Origin of the sequence: Candidatus Litorirhabdus singularis, assembly GCF_026262625.1 — a bacterium.
Classification (GTDB): domain Bacteria; phylum Pseudomonadota; class Gammaproteobacteria; order Pseudomonadales; family Halieaceae; genus Litorirhabdus; species Litorirhabdus singularis.
Window position 1 is genome coordinate 125,408 of record NZ_SHNN01000001.1, and the last position, 20,762, is coordinate 146,169.

The following is a 20,762-nucleotide window of genomic DNA, read 5'->3' on the forward strand; positions in this document are numbered from 1 at the left end:
TACCCCACCCAGGCTCTTCAGGGCCGCTATTATGCGCCCGCCTTAATCGTTATAATCGAAGGATCATGTACCGAACCTTCAAAATTTTCGGCCTGCTGTCGCTGGCTATCATGGCATCCAGCACCGGGCTGTTCCGCAGTGCCAGCGCTGAGGCCTTGGCGCCGCTTGCCGTTTGCGACCTCCGAGACCAGCAGCCCGCCGCAGCGATGGCCCAACCATCGATGGACGGATCGCAGATCCGTCTCGCCAATTGGAATATTCAAAAAGCCAGCCAACAAGGTTGGCGTCACGATTTGCGCCTGCTGGGTGAAGATATCGACCTGCTGCTGCTGCAAGAAGCGGTGCTGGAACGAGAACTCGAAACCACTATCGACAACGCTGACCTGCATGCGGTATTTGCTCCTGGCTATGCTACTGACGATGAGCGCACCGGGGTAATGACGTTGAGCCGAACACCACCGATCAGTGAGTGCCTACTATCTCACCAGGAACCGTGGTTACTTACCCCCAAAGCAACCGGCATCAGCACTTATCGTATCAGCGGAAGCACCCAGCCATTGCTGGTTATCAATCTGCATGCGGTCAATTTCACCTTTGGTACCAGCGCTCTAGACCAACAGCTCAGTGATGCCACCGGAGTCATCAGACAGCATCAGGGTCCGGTTATATTTTCCGGCGACTTCAACACTTGGAGTGCAGCACGCCTGCTCCTGCTCACCTCGCTTATGGAGCAGTTGGGGCTGGCAGCGCTGGACTACAATGACGATCAACGTAAGCTGGTGTTCGGTCTGCCGCTAGACCATATTTTTGTGCGCGGCCTGAGGGTGGTAAGCAGCGGCACGCGCGCCGTCACTTCCTCGGATCACAATCCTATTTTTGCGACTTTCGCCGTCGATTCATGAACAAATACTGCCTCGCCATCGGCGCACTGCTGCTCACTGCAACGGGTATGACCCTGGCCGCGGATGACGATACAGAGCGAGAAGTCGCACACTTGATCGAATTTGTTGCCGCCAGTGGCTGCGATTTCAATCGCAATGGCAGCCAACACGACTCAGCGGATGCCGCTGAGCACTTACAGTTGAAGTACCGGCGCGGCAAACGCTGGGTGGATACGGCCGAGCAGTTTATCGACCGCCTGGCCAGCAGTAGTAGCTTAAGCAAGAAGCCCTATACCATCACCTGTGCTGGCAAAGACAGCACCGCCGCCAGCTGGCTGCATGCCGAGCTGGCAAGCTATCGCGCCAACACAGTCAGCGAGACTGTCGCACCCGGCACCACAGGCAACGGCCTTTAATAACCCCGCTCTATACCCACCACTGATAACAATGGTTCACCGGCAACATAGCGGCGCAGGTTTTCACCCACCAGCGCCCAGATGCGCTGCCAGGTCTCAGCACTAAGCGCCGCCACATGTGGCGTCACAATAATACGCGGGGTAGACCAGATCGGGTGGTCGGCAGGTAACGGCTCCGGGTCCACCACGTCAAGTGCGGCTCCGGCTATTTGCTGGGTTTTCACTGCCGTTATGAGATCCGCCGTAACAGTGCTTTGGCCGCGCCCGACGCTGACAAAGTAAGCCGTCGGCTTCATGGCCGCAAAAAACTCCTTATTGAACATGCCGCGGGTGGCATCAGTGAGTGGCGCAGCATTGACCACGATATCTGCTTTTTTTGCCAAATGGATCGCTTCGTGCCCAAGACCGACATACTCTATGTAGTCAGGGCCCTCGCGCCGACTGCCGCGGGTCGCCAACACTTTCATTCCCAGCGCATGGGCACGCTGCGCAACCTGAGAGCCGATGCCACCAAGGCCAACTACAAGCATGGTCCGCCCGGAAAGCTCGCCGAAAGACATCAAAGAGGGCGCCGCTTGCATATCCCAGCGGGATTCCGCCTGGGCCCCCTGAAACAGATCAAGCCCTCGCACCAGGCCGTAGGTTAGCGCCATGGTGTGGTCAGCGATGGTAGGGCTGCTGAGACGCTGGCCGTTGGTCAGCACCATACCGCCCTGCATAGCTGGCAGTGAAACGCAGTTCTCCACGCCGGCGAAATAAGACTGCACCCAATGCAGACTGTCCGCCGCTTCAAGAATGCTGCGTTCGCAAAACCCAAATAGTGCCTGGGCCCCGTCAATATTGGCCACGGCATCTTCTACTGTGGTCACCGCCACCAGTTCTACATCCGGGGTCAGCGGCTGCAGCATCGCAGCCACATCCTGCCCAAAGAAGCTCCGCACCAGAATCTTATCCGGAACCTTCCAGCCCGGCATATCCCGACTGGCCATCGTCGATTCCCGCAAACCCAGTCCCTCAAGGTTTTCTGGTAGTTCCTGCGCCTGAACCGGCACAATTACCAGTAGGCCTAAGAGTATCCAATTCCAACGCATCACCTTGAGTCTCCTTATCAGCTGCTATCTGTGTAATTTAATGAACGCTGCCACGAGCAACGCGACGGTCTGCAAAAGCCCACTGCGTTGCTGTAAGTCAGGCCTGGCAACGCTCTCGCTGCTACCTGCAAGCAGGAGCCGCACTGTTACTGTTCATCAAGTCAAGGTATCATTAACGTCTGTTCGCTAATACTGTTTTTCACGTTTCCCGATCATCTGAGGTTCTCCTGCAATGACTGCAGCTTCTACACGTCCGCCGCTAATGCCTGTCAACGTGGCTATTTTTGTAATGTTGCCCCTGCTGGCTTTGGTGGCTGTCCCCTGGTGGGGTTTTAGCCATGGCTATGATGGCTGGCAGTGGCTATTGGCAGTTGTTTTCCTCTATTTAAACGGGCTCTCCATTACCGGTGGCTACCATCGTTTGTGGGCGCACCGTGCGTATCGCGCCCGCACCCCGCTAAAAGTTTTCTATGCCCTATGGGGCGCCGGAGCCCTGCAAAACAGCATACTGATCTGGGCTTCTGACCACCGCCGCCATCACCGGCACGTTGACGACGATGAGCGCGACCCCTACTCCGCCGGGCGCGGCCTGTGGTTTTCTCACATGGGCTGGATGCTGCGCGACTACCAGACCAACAAGCAAGAGTTTGGCAATGCCGCCGACCTGCTCAGCGACCCGGTAGTCATGTGGCAACACCGCCACTATCTGACACTCGTGCTAACTATGAATATCGGACTGCCGCTTGCCATTGGCTGGTGGCATGGTGACATCATTGGCTGCCTGCTGCTGATCGGCTTGCTACGACTAATCGTTAATCACCATGTCACCTTTTTCATCAACTCGCTGGCACATTTTTGGGGCCGCCGCCCTTACACCGAGACTAACTCCGCCCGCGACAATACCGTACTGGCGCTCCTGACCTACGGCGAGGGCTATCACAACTACCACCACATCTTTCAGACGGATTACCGTAACGGCGTGCGCTGGTACCAGTGGGATCCAACCAAGTGGATGATCAGTACCTGCGCCTGGCTAGGCCTGGCCAGCAACCTAAAACGCGTACCGGACTTTAAGATTCAGCGCGCCCTGCTGGCCATGCAATTGCAGCGAGCCCGCGACGAGCTGGAGAAAATCGACGCAGCGGCGCCACTGCGCGATATTCTGGAGCGGGAACTGCAGCTGTTTGCCGAGTCGGTAAACCGCTGGCGACAGCTGCAGAGCGAACGCTATGAGCGCACTGTGGGAGAGTTAGAGGGCGCTTTGGAAGAACGCAAAAAAGTCCTGCAGGAGAAATGGGAGCATGCCACCATTCGCACCCACCTCAAGGAACTTGAGTACTCTCTAAAAATGCAGCGTAAGCGGGTCGATATATTGATGCTGCAGCTGCAAATGCAGGCAGCCTAAAGCCAGCGGGCGCCTTTGCGATAACCACTTTACGGTGATCTGGGTGCCAAGCGCAGACGTAACTAAAAGCCTTAGTGAGGAATAGACCATGACTACCAGCGTACACGACTTCAGTTGCTCCACTGCCTCGGGCAGCGAGCGCTCCCTCGCCGAGTTTAGCGGCAAAGTTCTGCTCATCGTCAACACGGCGTCCAAGTGCGGCTTTACGCCGCAGTTTGAGGGTTTAGAAGAGCTCTACGAGAAGTACAAAGACCAGGGGCTGGAAATACTCGGCTTTCCCTGCAACCAGTTCGGTAAGCAAGACCCCGGCAGCAATGACGAAATCACCGAGTTTTGTCAGCTGAACTACGGCGTCAGCTTCCCCATGTTTGGCAAAATAGAAGTCAACGGCGGAGCCGCCGATCCGCTCTATCAACACCTCAAGAAGGAGGCTCCTGGAGCACTGGGCACCAAGGGTATCAAGTGGAATTTCACCAAATTCCTGTGCGACAGCTCGGGCAATGTGGTCAAGCGCTTTGCGCCAGCCACCACCCCTGCCCAGCTGGAAGACGAGATCAAGGAACTACTAGCGTCCTAATTGCGTTGCGCGGGCACTAGTGCTCGCGCGTGGCCAGAAACTGGACATCGGGCCAGCGCTCTTCCATCAGCGCGAGATTGACCCGGCTTGGCGCCAGATACGTGAGGTGGCCACCGCCATCAATAGATAACTGGTCCTCCGCCTTGGTACGAAACTCTTCCAGCTTGCGCTCGTCCTCACAATATACCCAGCGCGCCGTGTAGACACTGATCGGCTCGTACAGGGCATCGACTTTATATTCATCCTTGAGTCGATAGGACACCACATCAAACTGCAGCTGACCCACGGCACCCACGATCAGATCCGAGTTCCGCAAGGGGGCAAACACCTGAGTTGAACCCTCTTCCGACAACTGCTGCAAGCCTTTTTGCAGCTGCTTGGACTTCAGTGGATCGGCCAAGCGTATACGCCGAAACAGCTCGGGAGCAAAATGCGGTATGCCGGTAAACTGCAGATCTTCACCTTCGGTAAAGGTATCGCCAATCTGAATAGTGCCGTGATTGTGCAAGCCGATAATATCGCCAGACACAGCTTCTTCGACCAATGCTCTCTCGCCGGCCTTGAAGGTAACGGCATCGGCAATTCGCACTTCTTTAGCGGTACGCACATGCCGCATTTTCATGCCCTTGATATAGCGGCCTGAACACACTCGCATAAAGGCAATCCTGTCGCGGTGACGCGGGTCCATATTGGCCTGTATCTTGAACACGAACCCCGAAAAGGGCTCTTCTTCTGCCGCAACTTCACGCACGTTAGTCGGCCGGGGCAGTGGCCCCGGCGCCCACTTCACGAAATCATCCAGCATCTCGCGTACACCAAAATTACCCAGCGCAGTGCCAAAAAAGACTGGCGTCAGGGTCCCGGCCCGATAGGCTTCCAGGTCGAACTCATGACTGGCGCCGCGCACCAGCTCAATCTCTTCCAAAAAGTCGTCATAGTAGGGGCCAATCAAATCGCGCGCTTGATCTGACTCCAAGCCTTTGAGGCGCACGTCGTCCGAAAGCGTATGACCCTGGCCGCGGGTGAATATATGTAGCTCATCGGTGTAAAGGTTATAGACACCCTTGAACTCTTTACCCATCCCCACCGGCCAATTGACCGGCGCGGCGCGGATATTAAGTACCTCTTCTATCTCGTCCAACAAATCCACCGGATCGCGAATATCCCGATCCATTTTGTTCACGAAACTGATAATCGGGGTATCACGCAGACGGCATACGTTCATTAACTTAATGGTGCGCGCTTCTACGCCTTTGGCGCCGTCGATCACCATCAGTGCCGAATCTACAGCAGTGAGTGTGCGATAAGTGTCCTCAGAGAAATCCTCGTGCCCGGGCGTATCCAGCAGATTGACTGTGCGCTCACGATAGGGGAACTGCATTACCGACGAAGTCACCGAGATACCCCGTTCCTGCTCCATACTCATCCAGTCGGAGGTGGCGTGAGGCCCGCGTTTGCCCTTGACGCTACCAGCAATCTGAATCGCATTACCCAACAGCAACAGTTTTTCTGTGATGGTAGTTTTGCCCGCATCCGGGTGCGAGATAATGGCGAAGGTACGGCGCTCTGCGACCTCGCTGCTCAATTGTGACATCGAAACTCAGGCTCTACGGAAAGAGCGCGGATTATACGCCGATTAACCGTGTCGCGCGCAATAACGGTGCCACCGGAGTGCGATATAATACGACCGTGAACAAATCGCTTACCACTACCTACTCAGCCTCGCACAGTAACTTGCGCAGCTTGCTCATCATCCGCAGCCTGGTGTTGCTGTGTCAGTCTGCGCTGCTGTTCTTTCTGGCCGGGCAAGACATCAGTGGTAGTGCGCATAGCGGAATGCTATTGATCACTGTGGCGCTGGCCGTTATCACGCTACTCAGCTTCTGGCGCCTACGTCGCGATTGGCCGGTCGGTGATCAGGAGTATTTTGCGCAGTTGACGCTGGACGCTGTGGGCTTAACCGCATTTTTATATTTGAGCGGCGGCGCCAATAACCCCTTTGTTTCTTACTATTTGGTGCCGCTGGTCATCGCTGCGGCGATCTTGCCACGCACCTACACCTGGCTACTGGCGGTCATTAGCGTGGGTGCTTATAGCGCCCTACTCTATTTCTACCTACCACTACCCCTGTTTTCGCCACATGCCCATGGCGCCGTCGGCCTGTTCAACGTGCACATTGCCGGTATGTGGATCATGTTTATGCTATCGGTGGGGCTCATAACCTACTTTGTGGTCGGCATGGCTGCCACCCTGCGCCGCCAGGAACAGGCGACTGTGGAACAGCGCGAAGATCAGCTGCGTAATGAGCAGATTCTCGGCGTTGCCAGTCTGGCCGCAGGCACTGCCCACGAACTCGCCACACCGCTTGCCACTATGTCGGTCTTGCTGGAGGAACTAATGGAAACCGCAGCGACTGTCACTGACCAATCGGATTACCAGGTCTTGCAGGATCAGGTGCAGCGCTGCAAAGGCATCCTCGACCGTCTCTCCCAGACTGCGCGCATGACCGAGGCCGGTGAACTGCAGACAGTCAGTGCCGACCAGTACCTGCAGCAGACTTATGAACAATGGCTGGTGCAACGCCCTGAAGTCACAGCTCGGTTAAGCGCGTACTCATCCGGTCCAGCGCCACCCCTGAGGGTAGATCCCACGTTGAGTCAGGCCATTGAGAATCTGTTGAACAATGCCGCCAACGCCAATCCTTGCGATATTCAGATAGAGATACGCTGGGATGAACAGAAGGTGAGTATTGCTATTCTGGACCACGGTCCTGGCATACCGGCCGATATCATTAACCAACTTGGGCGTCCGGTGGTCAGCGCCACCGGCTCGGGGCTGGGCTTGGGATTACTGCTGAGTCACGCCACAGTCAATCGTTATGGCGGCAGCATTGAACTGCGCAACCGCACCACCCGCGGCACCTGCGCCACACTCACTCTGCCGGTACCAGAACATGACTAACTCCGACGCGACCATTCGCGACATACTGCTGGTCGATGACGACGAGGCTTTCACCGCTGTGATGGCCCGAGGCATGCAACGTCAGGGGTTTGATGTGGCAGTAGCGCACAACAGTGTGCAGGCCAATGAGCTCGCGCTAACGCGGCAGCCCTCGCATATTCTACTGGACCTGAATTTACCGGGGGCTTCAGGACTGCTGGCGCTGCCAGAGTTACTGCGCAATGCGCCGAACGCCAGCATTGTCATCCTCACCGGGTACTCCAGCATCGCCACTGCGGTGGAGGCCATGAAACTGGGCGCCACCAACTACCTATGTAAGCCAGCCACCGTAATCGAAGTCCTCGCCGCATTCGAAGGCCAAAACACTCCTGCGCGCAGTATCGTTCCAGCGGCACCGCTGTCGGTGGAGCGTCTGGAATGGGAACACATACAAAAAATACTGCAGCAACACGAGGGTAATATTTCGGCAACCGCCAAAGCGCTGGGCATGCATCGGCGCACACTACAACGTAAGCTTCAGAAAAGACCTGTCAGGCAATAGTTCCAATGGCCGAGTCGTTACCGGCAGAGCCGCTGCCGTCGAGCCCTGCCACCAGCTCTGCTAATAAAGCATCTCCAACGGCGTCAATGTCTAGGGTGCTTGCTGAGCCCAGTTGACGACTCACCGAGGTCACCTGCAACCCTTCATGTCCGCAGGGGTTGATACGCGAAAAGGGCTCCAGGTCCATATCTACGTTCAGGGCCAGTCCGTGGTAGGAACAGCCGCGACGCACCCGCAGGCCCAGGGAGGCGATTTTCTGACCGTCAACATAAACGCCCGGAGCATCGCGGCGCGGCGCGGCGGCTATGCCAAATTGCGCTAGTACACTAACAATGCTGTGCTCAATCAGGTCCACCAGGTCACGCACCCCCAGGTTATGCCGACGAATATCCACCAGCATATACACCAGCCACTGCCCGGGGCCGTGATAGGTAACTTGACCGCCCCGATCAACCTGGACCACTGGAATATCACCCGGCGCCAGCACATGCTCAGCTTTACCGGCCTGGCCCTGAGTAAAAACCGGCGCGTGTTGCAGCAGCCAGAGCTCGTCTTCGGTGCTGGCATCGCGCTGGTCGGTGAAATCTTTCATGGCCTGCCAGGTGGACTGGTAATCCACCAGGCCCAGCTTGCGGATACGCATTTAGATAACCATTTGTACCAGGCCAGTGGCCATCAAATCGCCGTGCAGCGCATCCAGCTGGGGTTTGCCAGTGGCCACGATGGTTATGGTCAGCGCCGTAAAAGTACCCTTACCGCTGTCGCGACTGCGAACAGCATCGCGATCAAAACCCGGAGCATGCCGCTCAAACACGGCCAGAATCTCGACTTCGAATTCCTCAACGCTGCGTCCCAGAACCTTTATCGGGTAATCACAGGGGAATTCAATCTTGGGGGGTTCCTGCTCGGTCATCACTAGATATCCAGAAAGCCGGTAATGAACATAACAATGCTGTCCCAGAGTCTGGCGAAAAAACCCGCCTCAGCAATGTCCTGCAAAGCAATCAGAGGCGTCTCCACCAACTCCTCCCCATCCAGACTAACGCGCAATATGCCATAGGCAGTGCCTTTACTGATCGGTGCGACTATCGTCTCGTCAAGCTCCATGACCGCTTTGAGGTCTTCACTGCGCCCGCGCGGCAGCGTTAAATAGATCTGCTCGCCGACACCCAGGTTGAGTTCTTCCTGTAGTCCTTTCCAAACCCGGGTGGCGGTAATCTGTTGCCCAGTTTCATACAATGCATGTGTTTCAAAATAGCGAAAGCCATAGTTCAGCAACTTGCGCGACTCACTTTCCCGGGTACGCTTACTGTCGGTTCCAAGCACCACCGAAATCAAGCGCATACCATCACGCTTGGCGGAAGCAACCAGGCAATATCCCGCTTCCGAGGTATAACCGGTTTTAAGACCATCCACCGACGGATCCTCCACCAATAACCGGTTGCGGTTGTACTGAGGTATACCGTTGTAGGTAAATTCGCGTTCTTTGTAAAGCTTGTAGTCCTCGGGATAATCCTTAATCAGCGCATTGGCCAGACGCGCCAGATCATACGCCGTGGTGTAGTGGTCAGGATCAGGCAGACCATGGGAATTAACAAAGTGGCTGCCATGCATACCCAATTCTGCCGCATGGCCGTTCATAACATCGGCAAAAGCAGACTCCGTACCAGCCAGATGCTCGGCGATCGCAACGGTCGCATCATTACCAGAAGACACCACAATACCTCGATGCAGGTCCGCCAGCTTGACCTCCTTGCCCACCTCAATCCACATCAGCGAGGAGCCCGCGAAAACCGGGTTCTGCGCCCAGCTGTTCTCACTCACCAGCACCTTATCTTCCTTACTGACCCTGCCCTCCGCCAGCTCATGTGATAACACATAGCTGGTCATCAGTTTTGTCAGACTAGCGGGTGGCAAGCGCTGGTCAGCGTTTTGGGCAACCAGCACCTTACCGCTGTCGGCATCTATCAAGACATAGGCCGCTGCTGCCACTTGCGGTGGCGATGGCACCACGGGGGCTGCCATTGTGGCTAGTGAAAACGCTGTCAGCAGCGTGGCAAAAAGGCTTCGAATCATGAAAGTTTCAGGCTTTATAGAGAGGGAATAGAGGCATCATGGTAACGCATACCAGACGCAATCCAAAGTCAGCCACGCTTACTCTGGCATCAAACGCGTATTGGCATAGCCCAATGATTCCAGCTCGGCATGCAGTTGCTGCAAGCGTTCAAAATCATCCAACGGACCCACCCGGACTCGGTGCACCATGCGCTCGCCGACCTGTGTAGCGCTAGTAGCAACCGGGGACTCGACCTGACTGCGTAATACACGTTCCATCCGCGATGCCGCCTCAGGATCACTAAACGAAGCGACCTGCACGTAGCGATAGAGGCTGGCGTTAGGGTCCCCGCGCAAATCAACGACACCCGCCACGGTTATTGTTTCGACCTCTACCGCTGCCGTACCCTGTTCGGCAAAGCCCAGCTTCACAGCGGCGCCATAGGAAAGATCTATGATGCGGTTCTCATGAAACGGCCCCCGATCATTGACCCGCACAACAATAGCGCGCCCATTTTCCAGGTTTGTGACTCTGGCAAACGAAGGTATTGGCAGTGTGCGGTGCGCCGCGGTTGCCGCAAAGGTATCAAATACTTCACCGTTGGCTGTCAGGCGCCCATGGAACTTACTGCCATACCAGGAAGCGCGGCCACGTTGAAGGTAACCAACGGGGCTGTCGAGCACCGTATATTCCTGCCCCAACACCCGGTAGGGACTGCTGTTACCGGCGTCGCGCAGCGGTTCAGGCTGCGGCTCGGCGTCCACCACTTCGGCGGCAGTGATGCTGCGCTGTGGCTTACCGTCTGCAATATCAGGGGGCTGACTGCTACAGCCGACCAGCAGGCACCCTGCAACCAGCAGCAGGGCACGCACGCTGCTCATAACGCCGACTGCGCGTGGGCCAGCTCCTGACTCAGCTGATACACGCTCATGGCGTACATTGCGCTGTGGTTGTAGCGAGTAATGACATAAAAATTATGCAGACCGAGCCAGTGCTCAAGCCCCTCGCTGCCTTCAAATTCCATGGCAGTCGCCATCGCATCTGCTGGAACAGCTCCCGCCGGCGTATAACCTGCCGCAGCGAAGTCCGCCACTGTGAGCTTGGGCTTGAGGCCGTCATTCGCCAGCTCTGGCTGGTAGTTTTGGCTCACCGTAGCCGCCATGGTCACCGTTTCGCCGCTGCGCCAACCGTGACGCTTGAAATAATTGGCAACGCTACCAATCGCGTCGACCGGATTGTTCCAGATATCGATGACATCATCGCCATCAAAGTCCACCGCATATGCGCGGTAGGAGCTGGGCATAAATTGCCCGTAGCCCATGGCTCCGGCATAAGAGCCCAACATTTCTGCCGCCGGCATAGATTGTTCACGCGTCAATATCAGGTAGTGCTTCAGTTCCTTGCTAAAAAACGAAGACCGCGGTGGATAGTCAAACGCCAGCGTAGACAGTGCATCGATGACTCTGAAGCTACCCATATTTTCACCATAGCGAGTCTCCACGCCGATTACCGCGGTGATCATCTCCGCGGGGACACCAAACTCGGCTTCAGCGCGCTCCAGAGTGGCGCGGTGGCGCTGGTAAAAGTCCAACCCCTTGGCAGTACGTTTGCTGGTGACAAATATCTGTCGATACTCGTGCCAAGGCTTGGTCTTCTCAGCGGGTCGCGCGATCGCCTTGAGAATACTGTCCTTGCGTTCGGCCTGACCGAACACTTCCAACAGCGCGTCGCGCTCAAAGCCCTCTTCGGCGACCAGTTCGTCGATCATCTGCAGGGTCAGGGTATTGTCCGCATAGCCATCCGCCCAGGCGCTGGCAGTGCCCAATCCGGCCAACATTACACTCAAAAATAATTTATACAATTTTGCTCTCAACTCCATAACTTTCTATTTTGACACCATTGCGGGGGCAACGGTTCCCAGCTTACTACACCACTAGACGTCTCTGGGTGCTGATGGCCATCAGTACACCAAATCCCGCCAACAATGTCACCAATGATGTGCCCCCGGCGCTGACCAGCGGCAGTGGCACTCCAACCACCGGCAGCAAACCTGACACCATGCCCATATTGACGAAAATATAGACAAAAAATGTCAGGGTAATACTGCCCGCCACCAGACGCGAGAAACTGTCCTGAGCGCGCAAACCAATCCACAATCCGCGCAACAGGATCAGCAGATATATTGCCAGCAACACTAACACCCCGCGCAGCCCGAACTCTTCTGCCAATACCGCGATAATGAAATCGGTGTGACTCTCAGGCAAAAAATCCAGCTGCGACTGCGTTCCATTGAGCCAGCCTTTGCCGGACCAGCCACCGGAACCAATGGCGGTTTTCGACTGAATAATGTTCCAGCCAGCACCCAGTTTGTCACTTTCGGGGTTGAGCAGGGTAAGAATCCGCTGACGCTGATAATCATGGAGCAGAAACAGCCAAGCCGGCCAGGCAGATGCGATAGTAAGCGCAATAGCCCCGAGAATATAGCGCCAGCCCAGACCTGACATAAACAGGGCAAACAAACCCGACATAGCAATTAATAGCGCTGTACCAAGGTCTGGCTGGAGAATCACCAGAGCGGCGGGCACGCCCAGCAACCCAAGACCGGCAAACACGTGCCACAGGCGCGGCGGCAATACCCGCGCCGACAAAAACCAGGCCACCGACATAGGCACCAGCAGCTTCATAATTTCCGACGGTTGAAATCTGAAGCCACCCAGACTGAGCCAGCGCTGCGCGCCCTTGGCATCTGCTCCGGCAACAATAACCATCACCAGCATGACCAGGCCCACCAGATAGCCCAGCGGGGTCAGACGTCGATAACGCTGCAGGTCAATCTGGGCTGCGACCAGCATGGCGATAAAGCCCAACACCAGATATCGCCCCTGCCGCACCACGACGCCCATCTCCTGACCACTGGCAGAGTACAGCACCACCAGACCGAACAGACTCAGCACCGACAGCAACAACAGCAAAACAAAATCCACGTGCAGACGTTGTGACAGTTGCGGGCGGCGCGCCAGGTCCGCCGAAGCCTCGGGCATCTGTCTGACGTAATCACCCACCGCTCACAGCCTCATCAGCTGCCAGCCAGGCATCCATCACCGCCCGCGCTATTGGCGCCGCCACCGTTGATCCGCCGCCGCCATTTTCCACCACCACCGCCACCGCAATCTGCGGCGCTTCGAAGGGCGCATAGGCAATAAACAGTCCATGGTCACGATGGCGCTCAACCAACTCATCAGCATCGTACTCTGCGTCTTGGGCGATACCGACCACCTGCGCGGTACCACTCTTGCCAGCCATTATGTAATCGGCGCCCCGCGCTGCAGCGCGGGCTGAGCCATGTTTACCGTGAAAGACCGCGTACATAGCATCCTGAACTACTGTCCAGTCATCCGCCTTGGCTTCAAACTGAGTGGGTGCCTCACGTGCGACAGGAATTCCACCCACCGCACTGAGCATCTGTGGCCGATAGTGTTGACCTCTGGAAGCCAACATGGATGTGGCTACTGCCAGTTGCAGCGGTGTTGCCAGCAGATGACCCTGGCCAATGCCCACGTTAACCGTCTCACCCGCATACCAGGGCTCATTGCGCATATCCCGCTTCCACTGTCGCGATGGCAGGATGCCGCGGCGCTCGTGGGTGGTATCAATACCACTGGCAACACCAAACCCAAAAGGCGCCGTATAGTCGTGCAGGCGCTCGATGCCCATACGGTGCGCAAGGTCATAAAAATACACATCGCAGGATTCTTCAATCGCCTGCCGCAGGTCAACTGCGGCCCCATGCCCACCGCCCCGCACACGCAGCGTCCAATCACGAAAGCGACGAGTTTGCCCGGGCAGAGTGAACCAGCCGGGATCTGCAATTTTGGTCTCCGCAGTCACCAGGCCATAACTCAGCCCGGCCAGGCCAAAAATCGGCTTCACCGTCGAACCCGGCGGATACTGCCCCTGAATAGCGCGATTGAACAGCGGTAAATCCAGGGACTCGCGCAGCGCACTGTAATCGCGGGTGCTAATGCCGTTGACGAACAGGTTGGTATCGAAGCCGGGCGTACTGACCAAGGCCAGCACACCACCGGTATTGGGGTCCAGAGCGACGACCGCACCGCGACGACCGTTCAACGCTTCGTAGGCGGTGCGCTGTAAACCGATATCCAGTGACAAGGTGATATCAGCACCAGGCACCGGGTCCGTGCGTTCCAAAACCCTCAGCACACGGCCCAGGGCATTGGTCTCAACGTTCTGATAGCCGACCTGGCCGTGCAGCAGTTCCTCGTAGTACTTTTCAATGCCGATTTTGCCGACGTGATTAGTACCACGGTAGTTGACCTCGTCCAGCTCAGCTTCTTCCGCTTGATTGATTCTGCCCACATAGCCCAACGCATGCGAAAACAGCGCGCCCTGCGGGTAGTAACGCACCAGGGTAGCCTCTACCACCACACCGGGCAGGACAAAGCGGTTGACGGCAAGTTGTGAACGCTCGGACTCATCCAGACGAAAGCGCAGTGGCACGGCTTCATAAGGGCGCCGGCGGCCCTTGCGCTGCATGAATTTCTCAATATCAGCGCCGGAAATATCCAGCATGCCTTGCAGACGCGCCAGGGTTTCTTCCAAATCTGGCGTGCGCTCTATGACCAGCGATAAGACGAAACTGGGACGATTTTCTGCCAGTAGCACGCCGTTACGATCATAAATCAGGCCACGTTTGGGCGGCAGCGGCTGCAGCTGCAGACGATTGCGATCGGACTCGGTCTGGTAAATTTTGTGTTGGGTAATCTGCAGCGAAAAATAGCGCACCAGCAATAACGACAGTAGCGATACCACTAGCAGCAACACAAGCCCGGTACGGGCCCGAAAGATGCGTGCTTCGTAAGACTGGTCTTTAAGTGCCTGAGCCGCCATATCAGGCCCGGTGATACGGATGATTGTTATTGATCGACCACGCCCGATAAAGCTGTTCGATCAACAGGACGCGAACCAACGGATGCGGCAATGTCAGTGGTGACAGCGACCAGCGCAGATCTGCGCGGGCCAGCAGGTCTGCGGCAATACCCTCAGGCCCACCGATGATCAGGCTGTAGTTCTGGGCTGACATCTGCCAGTCGGCCAGCTGTCCAGCCAGTTGTTCCGTCGACCACTGGCGACCGCTAATATCCAGCGCAATAATGCGATCACGGTCGGGGATAGCCCGTAATATGGCTTCGGCTTCTACCGCCTTGGCCCGCGCCGGCGGCAGATCCTTGCCACGTCCGGCCAGCGGTATCTCACGAATATCCAGGCGAATCTCACGCGGCAGCCGTTTGCTGTACTCATCCATACCCTGCTCTACCCAGCCAGGCATGCGGGTACCAACGGCAATCAGCGTCAATCGCACCGCAGGCTATTCTTCCGCCGCTACTGGCGGTGCCGGCGGCGCTGACCAGAGTCGCTCCAGGTCATAAAACTCTCGGGTGGCCGGTAGCATCACGTGCACTACCACGTCACCAAAATCCACCAGCACCCATTCGGAGCCATCCTGACCCTCAATACCGATCGGCCGACAACCCGCCGCTTTACCGGCGTCCATGACATTGTTTGCCAGCGATTTGACGTGTCGGTTTGAGGTGCCACTGGCTACCACAAGGTAGTCCATCACATCAGTCAATTCGCTAACATCAAGACTGACTATCTGCATACCCTTAAGGTCGTCGAGCGCCTCAATCACCACATCTTTCAACTCTACGGATTCCATACTGCTCCTGTTTACGTTTGCGCGGCTTGATTATAGCCATAAAGACCGGCTGACCTGATACGCGACCATACTGGATCGGGCAGCAAATAACGCGGTGAACGTCCGGCGGCAATCAGCTCGCGGATTTCCGTCGATGATATATCCAATGGCCGCAACTGCAACAGGTGAACGTTGCCGGCGGGCCGCCCAAGCAGTTCATCTACCTGCTCACACAGCAACGGCTGCAACCAGTCTGCGACCGCGCCGGAGCTGGGAAAATGCCAACCCGGGCGCGCGATCACCACTAGATGGGCATAGTCCGTTAACAACTGCCACTGATGCCAGTCAGCAAGACCCAGTAGAGCGTCGGCGCCCATCACCAGACAAAGACTGGTCTCGGGCCCAACTTCTTGCCGCAATTCACGGATACTGTCTACGCTATACGATGGGCCGGCCCGCAATGTTTCGCGGTCATCGCAAGCCAGCCCCGGCTCTCCGGCCACCGCCAGTCGTACCATCTCCAATCGCTCGGCGATGGAACAATCGGGTGCCGAGCGGTGCGGCGGCCGGGCTGAAGGCATCAGCCGCACCTCCGCCAGACCAAGACGCTCACGAATCTCTAGCGCCGAGCGCAGATGACCGTAATGGATAGGGTTAAAGGTACCGCCAAAGATGCCTATCGGCCCACTGCTCACTGACGTATTTGCCCGTCACCCAGCACCACGTATTTTTGCGAGGTCAGGCCGTGCAGCCCAACCGGGCCACGGGCGTGCAGCTTATCCGTGGAGATGCCAATCTCAGCACCCAACCCATACTCAAAACCATCGGCAAACCGGGTCGACGTATTGACCATAACCGAGCTTGAGTCAACCTCACGCAAGAAGCGCATGGCAGAACCATGATGGGTAGTGACTATCGCATCGGTATGCTGTGAACCGTAGCGGGCGATATGCTCCAGCGCCGCATCAAGGCTCGCGACTACTTTCACCGCCAGCACCGGTGCCAGATACTCTTCGGCCCAGTCGGCCGCAGTGGCCACCACTGCCTCGGGAATAATTTTGCGGGTCGCCTCGCAACCACGCAGCTCAACACCGGCGCTAACATACTGCTCAGCCAACAGCGGCAATACCTGCGCCGCTACAGCCTCATGCACCAAAAGTGTCTCCATGGTGTTACAGGTACCATAGCGCTGGGTCTTGGCGTTGACGGCAATCGCCAACGCCTGCTCCAGGTCAGCGTGACTATCTATATATACATGACATACCCCGTCGAGGTGCTTGATAACCGGCACCTTGGCGTCACGACTGATCCGCTCTATCAAGCCCTTGCCACCACGCGGCACAATCACATCGACAAATTCGGGCATAGTGATCAATGCACCCACGGCGGCACGGTCGGTGGTCGCTACCACCTGAACGGCACTCGGCGGTAACCCTGCCGTCGCCAGTCCTCGCACGATGCAGGCCGCGATCGCCTGATTACTCTCAATCGCCTCGGAACCTCCGCGCAATATCGTGGCGTTGCCGCTCTTCAGGCACAGGCTGGCCGCCTCCACTGTTACATTGGGACGACTCTCGTAGATGATACCGATAACTCCCAGCGGTACCCGCATCTTGCCGACCTGAATACCGCTGGGCATGTTGTCCATATCGGTAATACTGCCCACAGGATCCGGTAACGCTGCGACCTGCTGCAAGCCCTCAAGCATTGCGTCAATGCGCTGCGGATTCAGCTCGAGGCGATCCAGCAATGCGGCATCAAGACCATTGGCGCGACCGCGCTCAAGGTCTGCGGCATTAGCCGCTGCCAACGCCGGGCGCGAGCTATCCAGCTCATCGTGAATTGCCAGCAAGGCGGCATTTTTAGCAGCTGTGGTCGCTGACGCAGTCAACCTGGAGGCCGCGCGCGCTTGCGCGCCGATTTCGCGCATTGTGGTTTCGATGTCCATTGCCATAGTCCCGGTCTAACCTCCCGACAGCCGGCCATTATACCTGAACCAGCTACCTTTGCTGCGCTTTGTATCGGCACTTTTGCCAGCCTTGGCGACAGTTAACGCTGCCGACCGCAAATTTACACCAATCTTATTGACAATCATTCTCATTAGCATTAACGTCTAGCCTGTTGTTCACAAAAGTCAGCCATTCGTTATGTATGTTTGCATTTGTAAAGGCATTACCGACACCCAGATTCGCGCCGCCGTGGAAGACGGGGCCCACTCTCTGCGCGATGTGCGAAACACCCTGGGCGTAGCCAGCCAGTGTGGTAAATGCGGCATTCTCACGCGCCAGATCGTGCGCGAGACACTGCTGGACGAGGGTAACAACGATCAACTGTTCTATGCGGTAACCTGAGTATCGCAATTGATCAGGCTCTCAAGGCTAATCAATAGTAAGAATACTTCTTATTCCCATTCTCTTTTATCGTTTTAAATCAATCACTTAGACTTGACTTCCTGCGGCGTCCGCTGGCATACTTCGCGCCTTAATCAAGGAGATAAATTATGCGCGGCGACGCCAAAGTTATTGAATTTCTGAATAAGGTGCTGGGCAACGAACTAGTCGCCATCAATCAGTATTTTCTGCATGCGAAGATGTACCAGGACTGGGGCTTCAAGGAACTGGGCGCTCACGAGTACCACGAATCTATCGATGAGATGAAGCATGCTGACAAATTGACCGAGCGCATATTGTTCCTCGAAGGTCTGCCCAATTTTCAGGAACTGGGTCGACTGATGATCGGTGAAAACGTTCAGGAAATGCTGCGATGCGACCTCAAGCTGGAGATGATCGCACATGTGGATCTCAAGGATGCGATTGCCTACTGCGAGTCTATCGGCGATTACGTGTCACGCGATCTGTTTGCCGACATTCTAAGCTCCGAAGAGGAGCACATCGACTGGCTGGAAACCCAGCTCAGCCTGATCGAGAACCTGGGCCTGCAAAACTACATGCAAACGGCCATCACCAGCGCCGGCTAGGCTTTAAGACCAACGCGCGGTGCACAGATCCAGAAAGGTCTGGGCACCCGCGGACAACACCGCATCCTTGCGGTAGAACAGGCCAACGCTGCGCGCAATGCGCGAAAACGGCAAGCCCTCTACGACCAGTAAATCAGCGCTTAGCGGCTCCTTGGCCAACACCATGTCGCTGACATACCCAACACCGTATCCGGCGGCCAACAATTCCAGACGCAGGGTAATGCTGCGCACTTCCCAGACCCGGCTGAAACGATCACGAATGCGCTGCATGGCTGGGCGTTCCAACGGATCATCAACGTAAGAAGCCACCAGCGGTACCTGCGGCAATACGACCTCCGGATCATCCTGTAGCTGCTCAGCAAACGGATGATGACGCGAAACCACCAGGGTGCGCACCTCGTCAAACAGCGGCTGGCAATCAAAAGCCGGCATGTGCGTCTGGAAAGGTCCCATCCCAATTTCCACTGCACCGGCAACCACCGCCTGAATAATTTGCCGCGAGGGGTATTCCTCGATTTGCAGGCGGGCAAACGGATTCTGCTCACAGTACTTTTTCAGCAGCTCCGGAGCGTGATAGCGATTAATGGCGCTATTAACCGCCAGCGATAACTTGGCGGACTGGCCGCGCTTGATATCGCCCAGATCATTGACCAGCAGCTCCTCCTCCCGCGCCATGTGCTGCGCGTAAGTAAGAATACGCAACCCGGCCTCGGTCACTTCCAGCGGCTTACGCTGCAATAGTTTTTGCCCCAACTTACGCTCTAGCCCGGCAATGGCCTGGGAAACGGCAGACTGGCTGATATGCAGCTTCTCCGCCGCACGCTTGAAGCCATTCATTTCAATGACCGCCGCCAGCACTCGCATCTCCTGAGTTTCAAGCCGCATCTTGTATTCCTCACTAATCAGTCACCGGTATTATAAGCAATTCTAATCAATATATTAATTTTTTTATCTTAACTTATTCTCTGCACTCACTATAATTGCCAAAAATTCACACTCAAGGAGTCATCCAATGCCAACCATTGATACCGGTCTTGAAGGAGTTGTTGTGGGCAGTACGGCCATCTCTCATGTCGAAGGCGAACTGGGAAGATTGTCCTATCGCGGCTATGACATTGCTGATCTCGCTGAACGCAGCTTTCTGCAAGTGGTTTGGCTGTTGCTGTTTGACGCCATCCCCAGCGCCCAGCAGGAACAGCAGCTGGCGCAGTTTCTGGCGGCTCATCGCAGTCTGTCCGACAACGAACAAGCCCTGCTGGCAGCAATCCCCACCGGCACCCACCCCATGCTAATGCTGCAGGGAATGGTGCCGCTGTTAGAGCTGCAACCGCGTGAAACCATGACACTGCCAACGACGTCCGCAGATGCGCTTGAGGGGCTGATCATCGCCGCTCGCCTGCCGTTGCTAATCGCCAGCTATTACCGTCGCGAGCAAGGTTTATCCTGGCCGCTTAACAGTCATGCCAGTGAACCTCACCGCGCGTTTTTGCAGGCGCTGCATGGCGACAATCCAACGGCTTTGCAGGTAGAAGCCCTGGATACCGCTCAAATTCTGCAAATGGAGCACAGCTACAATGCTGGCACATTTGCCGGCCGCGTGGCGCTAAGCACCCAGGCTCCTATCGCCTCAAGCATATCGGCGTCACTAGGGACCCTGTTTGGCAAACTCCACGGTGGCGCTGATCAGGCTGCTTTGGAAGCCGCGCTGGCAGCTGGCAACCCCCAACAAGCCGCGACCTACGTGCGCGAGTGTCTGGCCAAAGGTGAGCGAATCATGGGCATGGGGCACCGCGAGTATCGTACCGTAGACCCTCGCGCCGGCTTACTGAAACCGCTGGCACGGCGCCTGTGCGCAGGCACCGACAGTGCCAATGTACTGGCCACTCTCGAGGCAATCGAGGCCGCCTGTGTAGAGCAACTGGAAAAGCCAGGGCGTCCGATTCGGGCCAACGTGGAATTCTATAAAGGCGCCGTGTTCAGTGCACTGGGAATCCCTCCTCGCTATTTTACCGCCCTGTTTGCCATGGGCCGTGTCTACGGCTACATCGCTCACGCGCTGGAGTTCAGGCCTGAAGCGCGCCTGATTCGGCCTCGCGCGCACTATGAAGGGCGCCTACCGAACAACGATCAGGCCGCCTGAT

General features: G+C 56.6%; 23 protein-coding genes. 9 read left to right on the forward strand and 14 right to left on the reverse strand.

From position 1 onward, the window contains the following. Nucleotides 1-65 precede the first annotated feature (65 nt). Both EYC98_RS00545 and EYC98_RS00550 read left to right on the forward strand, forming a co-directional pair. Nucleotides 66-902 carry an endonuclease/exonuclease/phosphatase family protein gene (locus EYC98_RS00545; protein WP_279243349.1) on the forward strand — a complete coding sequence of 279 codons (837 nt, stop codon included), beginning with the start codon at nucleotides 66-68 and terminating at the stop codon, nucleotides 900-902. Continuing rightward, nucleotides 899-1,297, forward strand: coding sequence for a DUF5329 family protein (locus tag EYC98_RS00550; protein ID WP_279243350.1), 399 nt, complete (start codon nucleotides 899-901; stop codon nucleotides 1,295-1,297). Before EYC98_RS00545 ends, EYC98_RS00550 begins: the two co-directional genes overlap by 4 nt. On the opposite strand, the gene EYC98_RS00555 is transcribed toward EYC98_RS00550, so the two are convergent. Beyond that, nucleotides 1,294-2,388 carry a D-2-hydroxyacid dehydrogenase gene (locus EYC98_RS00555; protein WP_279244868.1) on the reverse strand — a complete coding sequence of 365 codons (1,095 nt, stop codon included), beginning with the start codon at nucleotides 2,386-2,388 and terminating at the stop codon, nucleotides 1,294-1,296. The two genes, EYC98_RS00550 and EYC98_RS00555, sit on opposite strands and share 4 nt — an antisense overlap. A gap of 232 nt (nucleotides 2,389-2,620) precedes the next feature. Here EYC98_RS00555 and EYC98_RS00560 point away from each other — a divergent pair, with 232 nt between their 5' ends. Next, entirely contained in the window at nucleotides 2,621-3,793 is a 1,173-nt protein-coding gene (locus tag EYC98_RS00560; RefSeq protein WP_279243351.1) for an acyl-CoA desaturase, read from the forward strand. Between the two features lie 88 nt (nucleotides 3,794-3,881). Beyond that, nucleotides 3,882-4,370: a glutathione peroxidase gene (locus EYC98_RS00565; RefSeq protein ID WP_279243352.1), complete on the forward strand. Its 489-nt coding sequence runs from the start codon at nucleotides 3,882-3,884 to the stop codon at nucleotides 4,368-4,370. Nucleotides 4,371-4,386: 16 nt separating this feature from the next. Here EYC98_RS00565 and EYC98_RS00570 read toward each other — a convergent pair whose 3' ends face one another. Continuing rightward, on the reverse strand, nucleotides 4,387-5,964 hold the full coding sequence (locus EYC98_RS00570; protein WP_279243353.1) for a peptide chain release factor 3: 1,578 nt from the start codon (nucleotides 5,962-5,964) through the stop codon (nucleotides 4,387-4,389). 77 nt (nucleotides 5,965-6,041) lie between these two features. Between EYC98_RS00570 and EYC98_RS00575 the strand changes: the two genes are divergently transcribed. Together EYC98_RS00575 and EYC98_RS00580 are read left to right on the forward strand one after the other, a co-directional pair. Next, nucleotides 6,042-7,331, forward strand: coding sequence for an ATP-binding protein (locus tag EYC98_RS00575; protein ID WP_279243354.1), 1,290 nt, complete (start codon nucleotides 6,042-6,044; stop codon nucleotides 7,329-7,331). After that, on the forward strand, nucleotides 7,324-7,872 hold the full coding sequence (locus EYC98_RS00580) for a response regulator transcription factor (protein WP_279243355.1): 549 nt from the start codon (nucleotides 7,324-7,326) through the stop codon (nucleotides 7,870-7,872). The genes EYC98_RS00575 and EYC98_RS00580 overlap by 8 nt, the downstream gene beginning before the upstream one ends. On the opposite strand, the gene lipB is transcribed toward EYC98_RS00580, so the two are convergent. From lipB to EYC98_RS00635, 11 genes are all read right to left on the reverse strand, one after another. Continuing rightward, nucleotides 7,862-8,515 (reverse strand): lipoyl(octanoyl) transferase LipB, encoded by a 654-nt coding sequence (lipB, locus tag EYC98_RS00585; protein ID WP_279243356.1) that lies wholly within the window; start codon nucleotides 8,513-8,515, stop codon nucleotides 7,862-7,864. The two genes, EYC98_RS00580 and lipB, sit on opposite strands and share 11 nt — an antisense overlap. Continuing rightward, nucleotides 8,516-8,785, reverse strand: coding sequence for a YbeD family protein (locus EYC98_RS00590; RefSeq protein WP_279243357.1), 270 nt, complete (start codon nucleotides 8,783-8,785; stop codon nucleotides 8,516-8,518). A 2-nt stretch (nucleotides 8,786-8,787) separates the two neighbouring features. Further along, complete coding sequence (locus EYC98_RS00595) at nucleotides 8,788-9,948, reverse strand: D-alanyl-D-alanine carboxypeptidase family protein (protein ID WP_279243358.1); 1,161 nt, start codon at nucleotides 9,946-9,948, stop codon at nucleotides 8,788-8,790. Between the two features lie 78 nt (nucleotides 9,949-10,026). After that, nucleotides 10,027-10,809: a septal ring lytic transglycosylase RlpA family protein gene (locus tag EYC98_RS00600; RefSeq protein ID WP_279243359.1), complete on the reverse strand. Its 783-nt coding sequence runs from the start codon at nucleotides 10,807-10,809 to the stop codon at nucleotides 10,027-10,029. Then, the gene (gene mltB, locus EYC98_RS00605; RefSeq protein ID WP_279243360.1) at nucleotides 10,806-11,789 is read right to left on the reverse strand and encodes a lytic murein transglycosylase B; all 984 of its coding nucleotides are present in this window, start codon (nucleotides 11,787-11,789) and stop codon (nucleotides 10,806-10,808) included. The genes EYC98_RS00600 and mltB overlap by 4 nt, the downstream gene beginning before the upstream one ends. Nucleotides 11,790-11,853: 64 nt before the next feature. Then, nucleotides 11,854-12,990, reverse strand: coding sequence for a rod shape-determining protein RodA (rodA, locus tag EYC98_RS00610; RefSeq protein WP_279243361.1), 1,137 nt, complete (start codon nucleotides 12,988-12,990; stop codon nucleotides 11,854-11,856). Next, on the reverse strand, nucleotides 12,983-14,836 hold the full coding sequence (gene mrdA, locus EYC98_RS00615) for a penicillin-binding protein 2 (protein ID WP_279243362.1): 1,854 nt from the start codon (nucleotides 14,834-14,836) through the stop codon (nucleotides 12,983-12,985). Before mrdA ends, rodA begins: the two co-directional genes overlap by 8 nt. Before the next feature lies 1 nt (nucleotide 14,837). Then, entirely contained in the window at nucleotides 14,838-15,308 is a 471-nt protein-coding gene (gene rlmH / locus EYC98_RS00620; RefSeq protein ID WP_279243363.1) for a 23S rRNA (pseudouridine(1915)-N(3))-methyltransferase RlmH, read from the reverse strand. A 6-nt stretch (nucleotides 15,309-15,314) separates the two neighbouring features. Then, nucleotides 15,315-15,665: a ribosome silencing factor gene (gene rsfS, locus EYC98_RS00625; protein WP_279243364.1), complete on the reverse strand. Its 351-nt coding sequence runs from the start codon at nucleotides 15,663-15,665 to the stop codon at nucleotides 15,315-15,317. An 11-nt stretch (nucleotides 15,666-15,676) separates the two neighbouring features. Then, nucleotides 15,677-16,339, reverse strand: a complete 663-nt coding sequence (gene nadD / locus EYC98_RS00630) for a nicotinate-nucleotide adenylyltransferase (protein WP_279243365.1) — start codon at nucleotides 16,337-16,339, stop codon at nucleotides 15,677-15,679. Further along, nucleotides 16,336-17,592: a glutamate-5-semialdehyde dehydrogenase gene (locus EYC98_RS00635; protein WP_279243366.1), complete on the reverse strand. Its 1,257-nt coding sequence runs from the start codon at nucleotides 17,590-17,592 to the stop codon at nucleotides 16,336-16,338. The genes nadD and EYC98_RS00635 overlap by 4 nt, the downstream gene beginning before the upstream one ends. A 199-nt stretch (nucleotides 17,593-17,791) precedes the next feature. Between EYC98_RS00635 and EYC98_RS00640 the strand changes: the two genes are divergently transcribed. Continuing rightward, a complete protein-coding gene (locus EYC98_RS00640; RefSeq protein ID WP_279243367.1) occupies nucleotides 17,792-17,995 on the forward strand; it encodes a bacterioferritin-associated ferredoxin in 204 nt (67 codons plus the stop codon). Between the two features lie 149 nt (nucleotides 17,996-18,144). After that, entirely contained in the window at nucleotides 18,145-18,621 is a 477-nt protein-coding gene (bfr, locus tag EYC98_RS00645) for a bacterioferritin (RefSeq protein ID WP_279243368.1), read from the forward strand. A 3-nt stretch (nucleotides 18,622-18,624) separates the two neighbouring features. On the opposite strand, the gene EYC98_RS00650 is transcribed toward bfr, so the two are convergent. Then, nucleotides 18,625-19,506 (reverse strand): LysR family transcriptional regulator, encoded by an 882-nt coding sequence (locus tag EYC98_RS00650; protein ID WP_279243369.1) that lies wholly within the window; start codon nucleotides 19,504-19,506, stop codon nucleotides 18,625-18,627. A gap of 127 nt (nucleotides 19,507-19,633) precedes the next feature. On the opposite strand from EYC98_RS00650, the gene EYC98_RS00655 reads away from it, so the two are divergent. Next, complete coding sequence (locus EYC98_RS00655) at nucleotides 19,634-20,761, forward strand: citrate/2-methylcitrate synthase (RefSeq protein ID WP_279243370.1); 1,128 nt, start codon at nucleotides 19,634-19,636, stop codon at nucleotides 20,759-20,761. Nucleotide 20,762 lies beyond the last annotated feature (1 nt).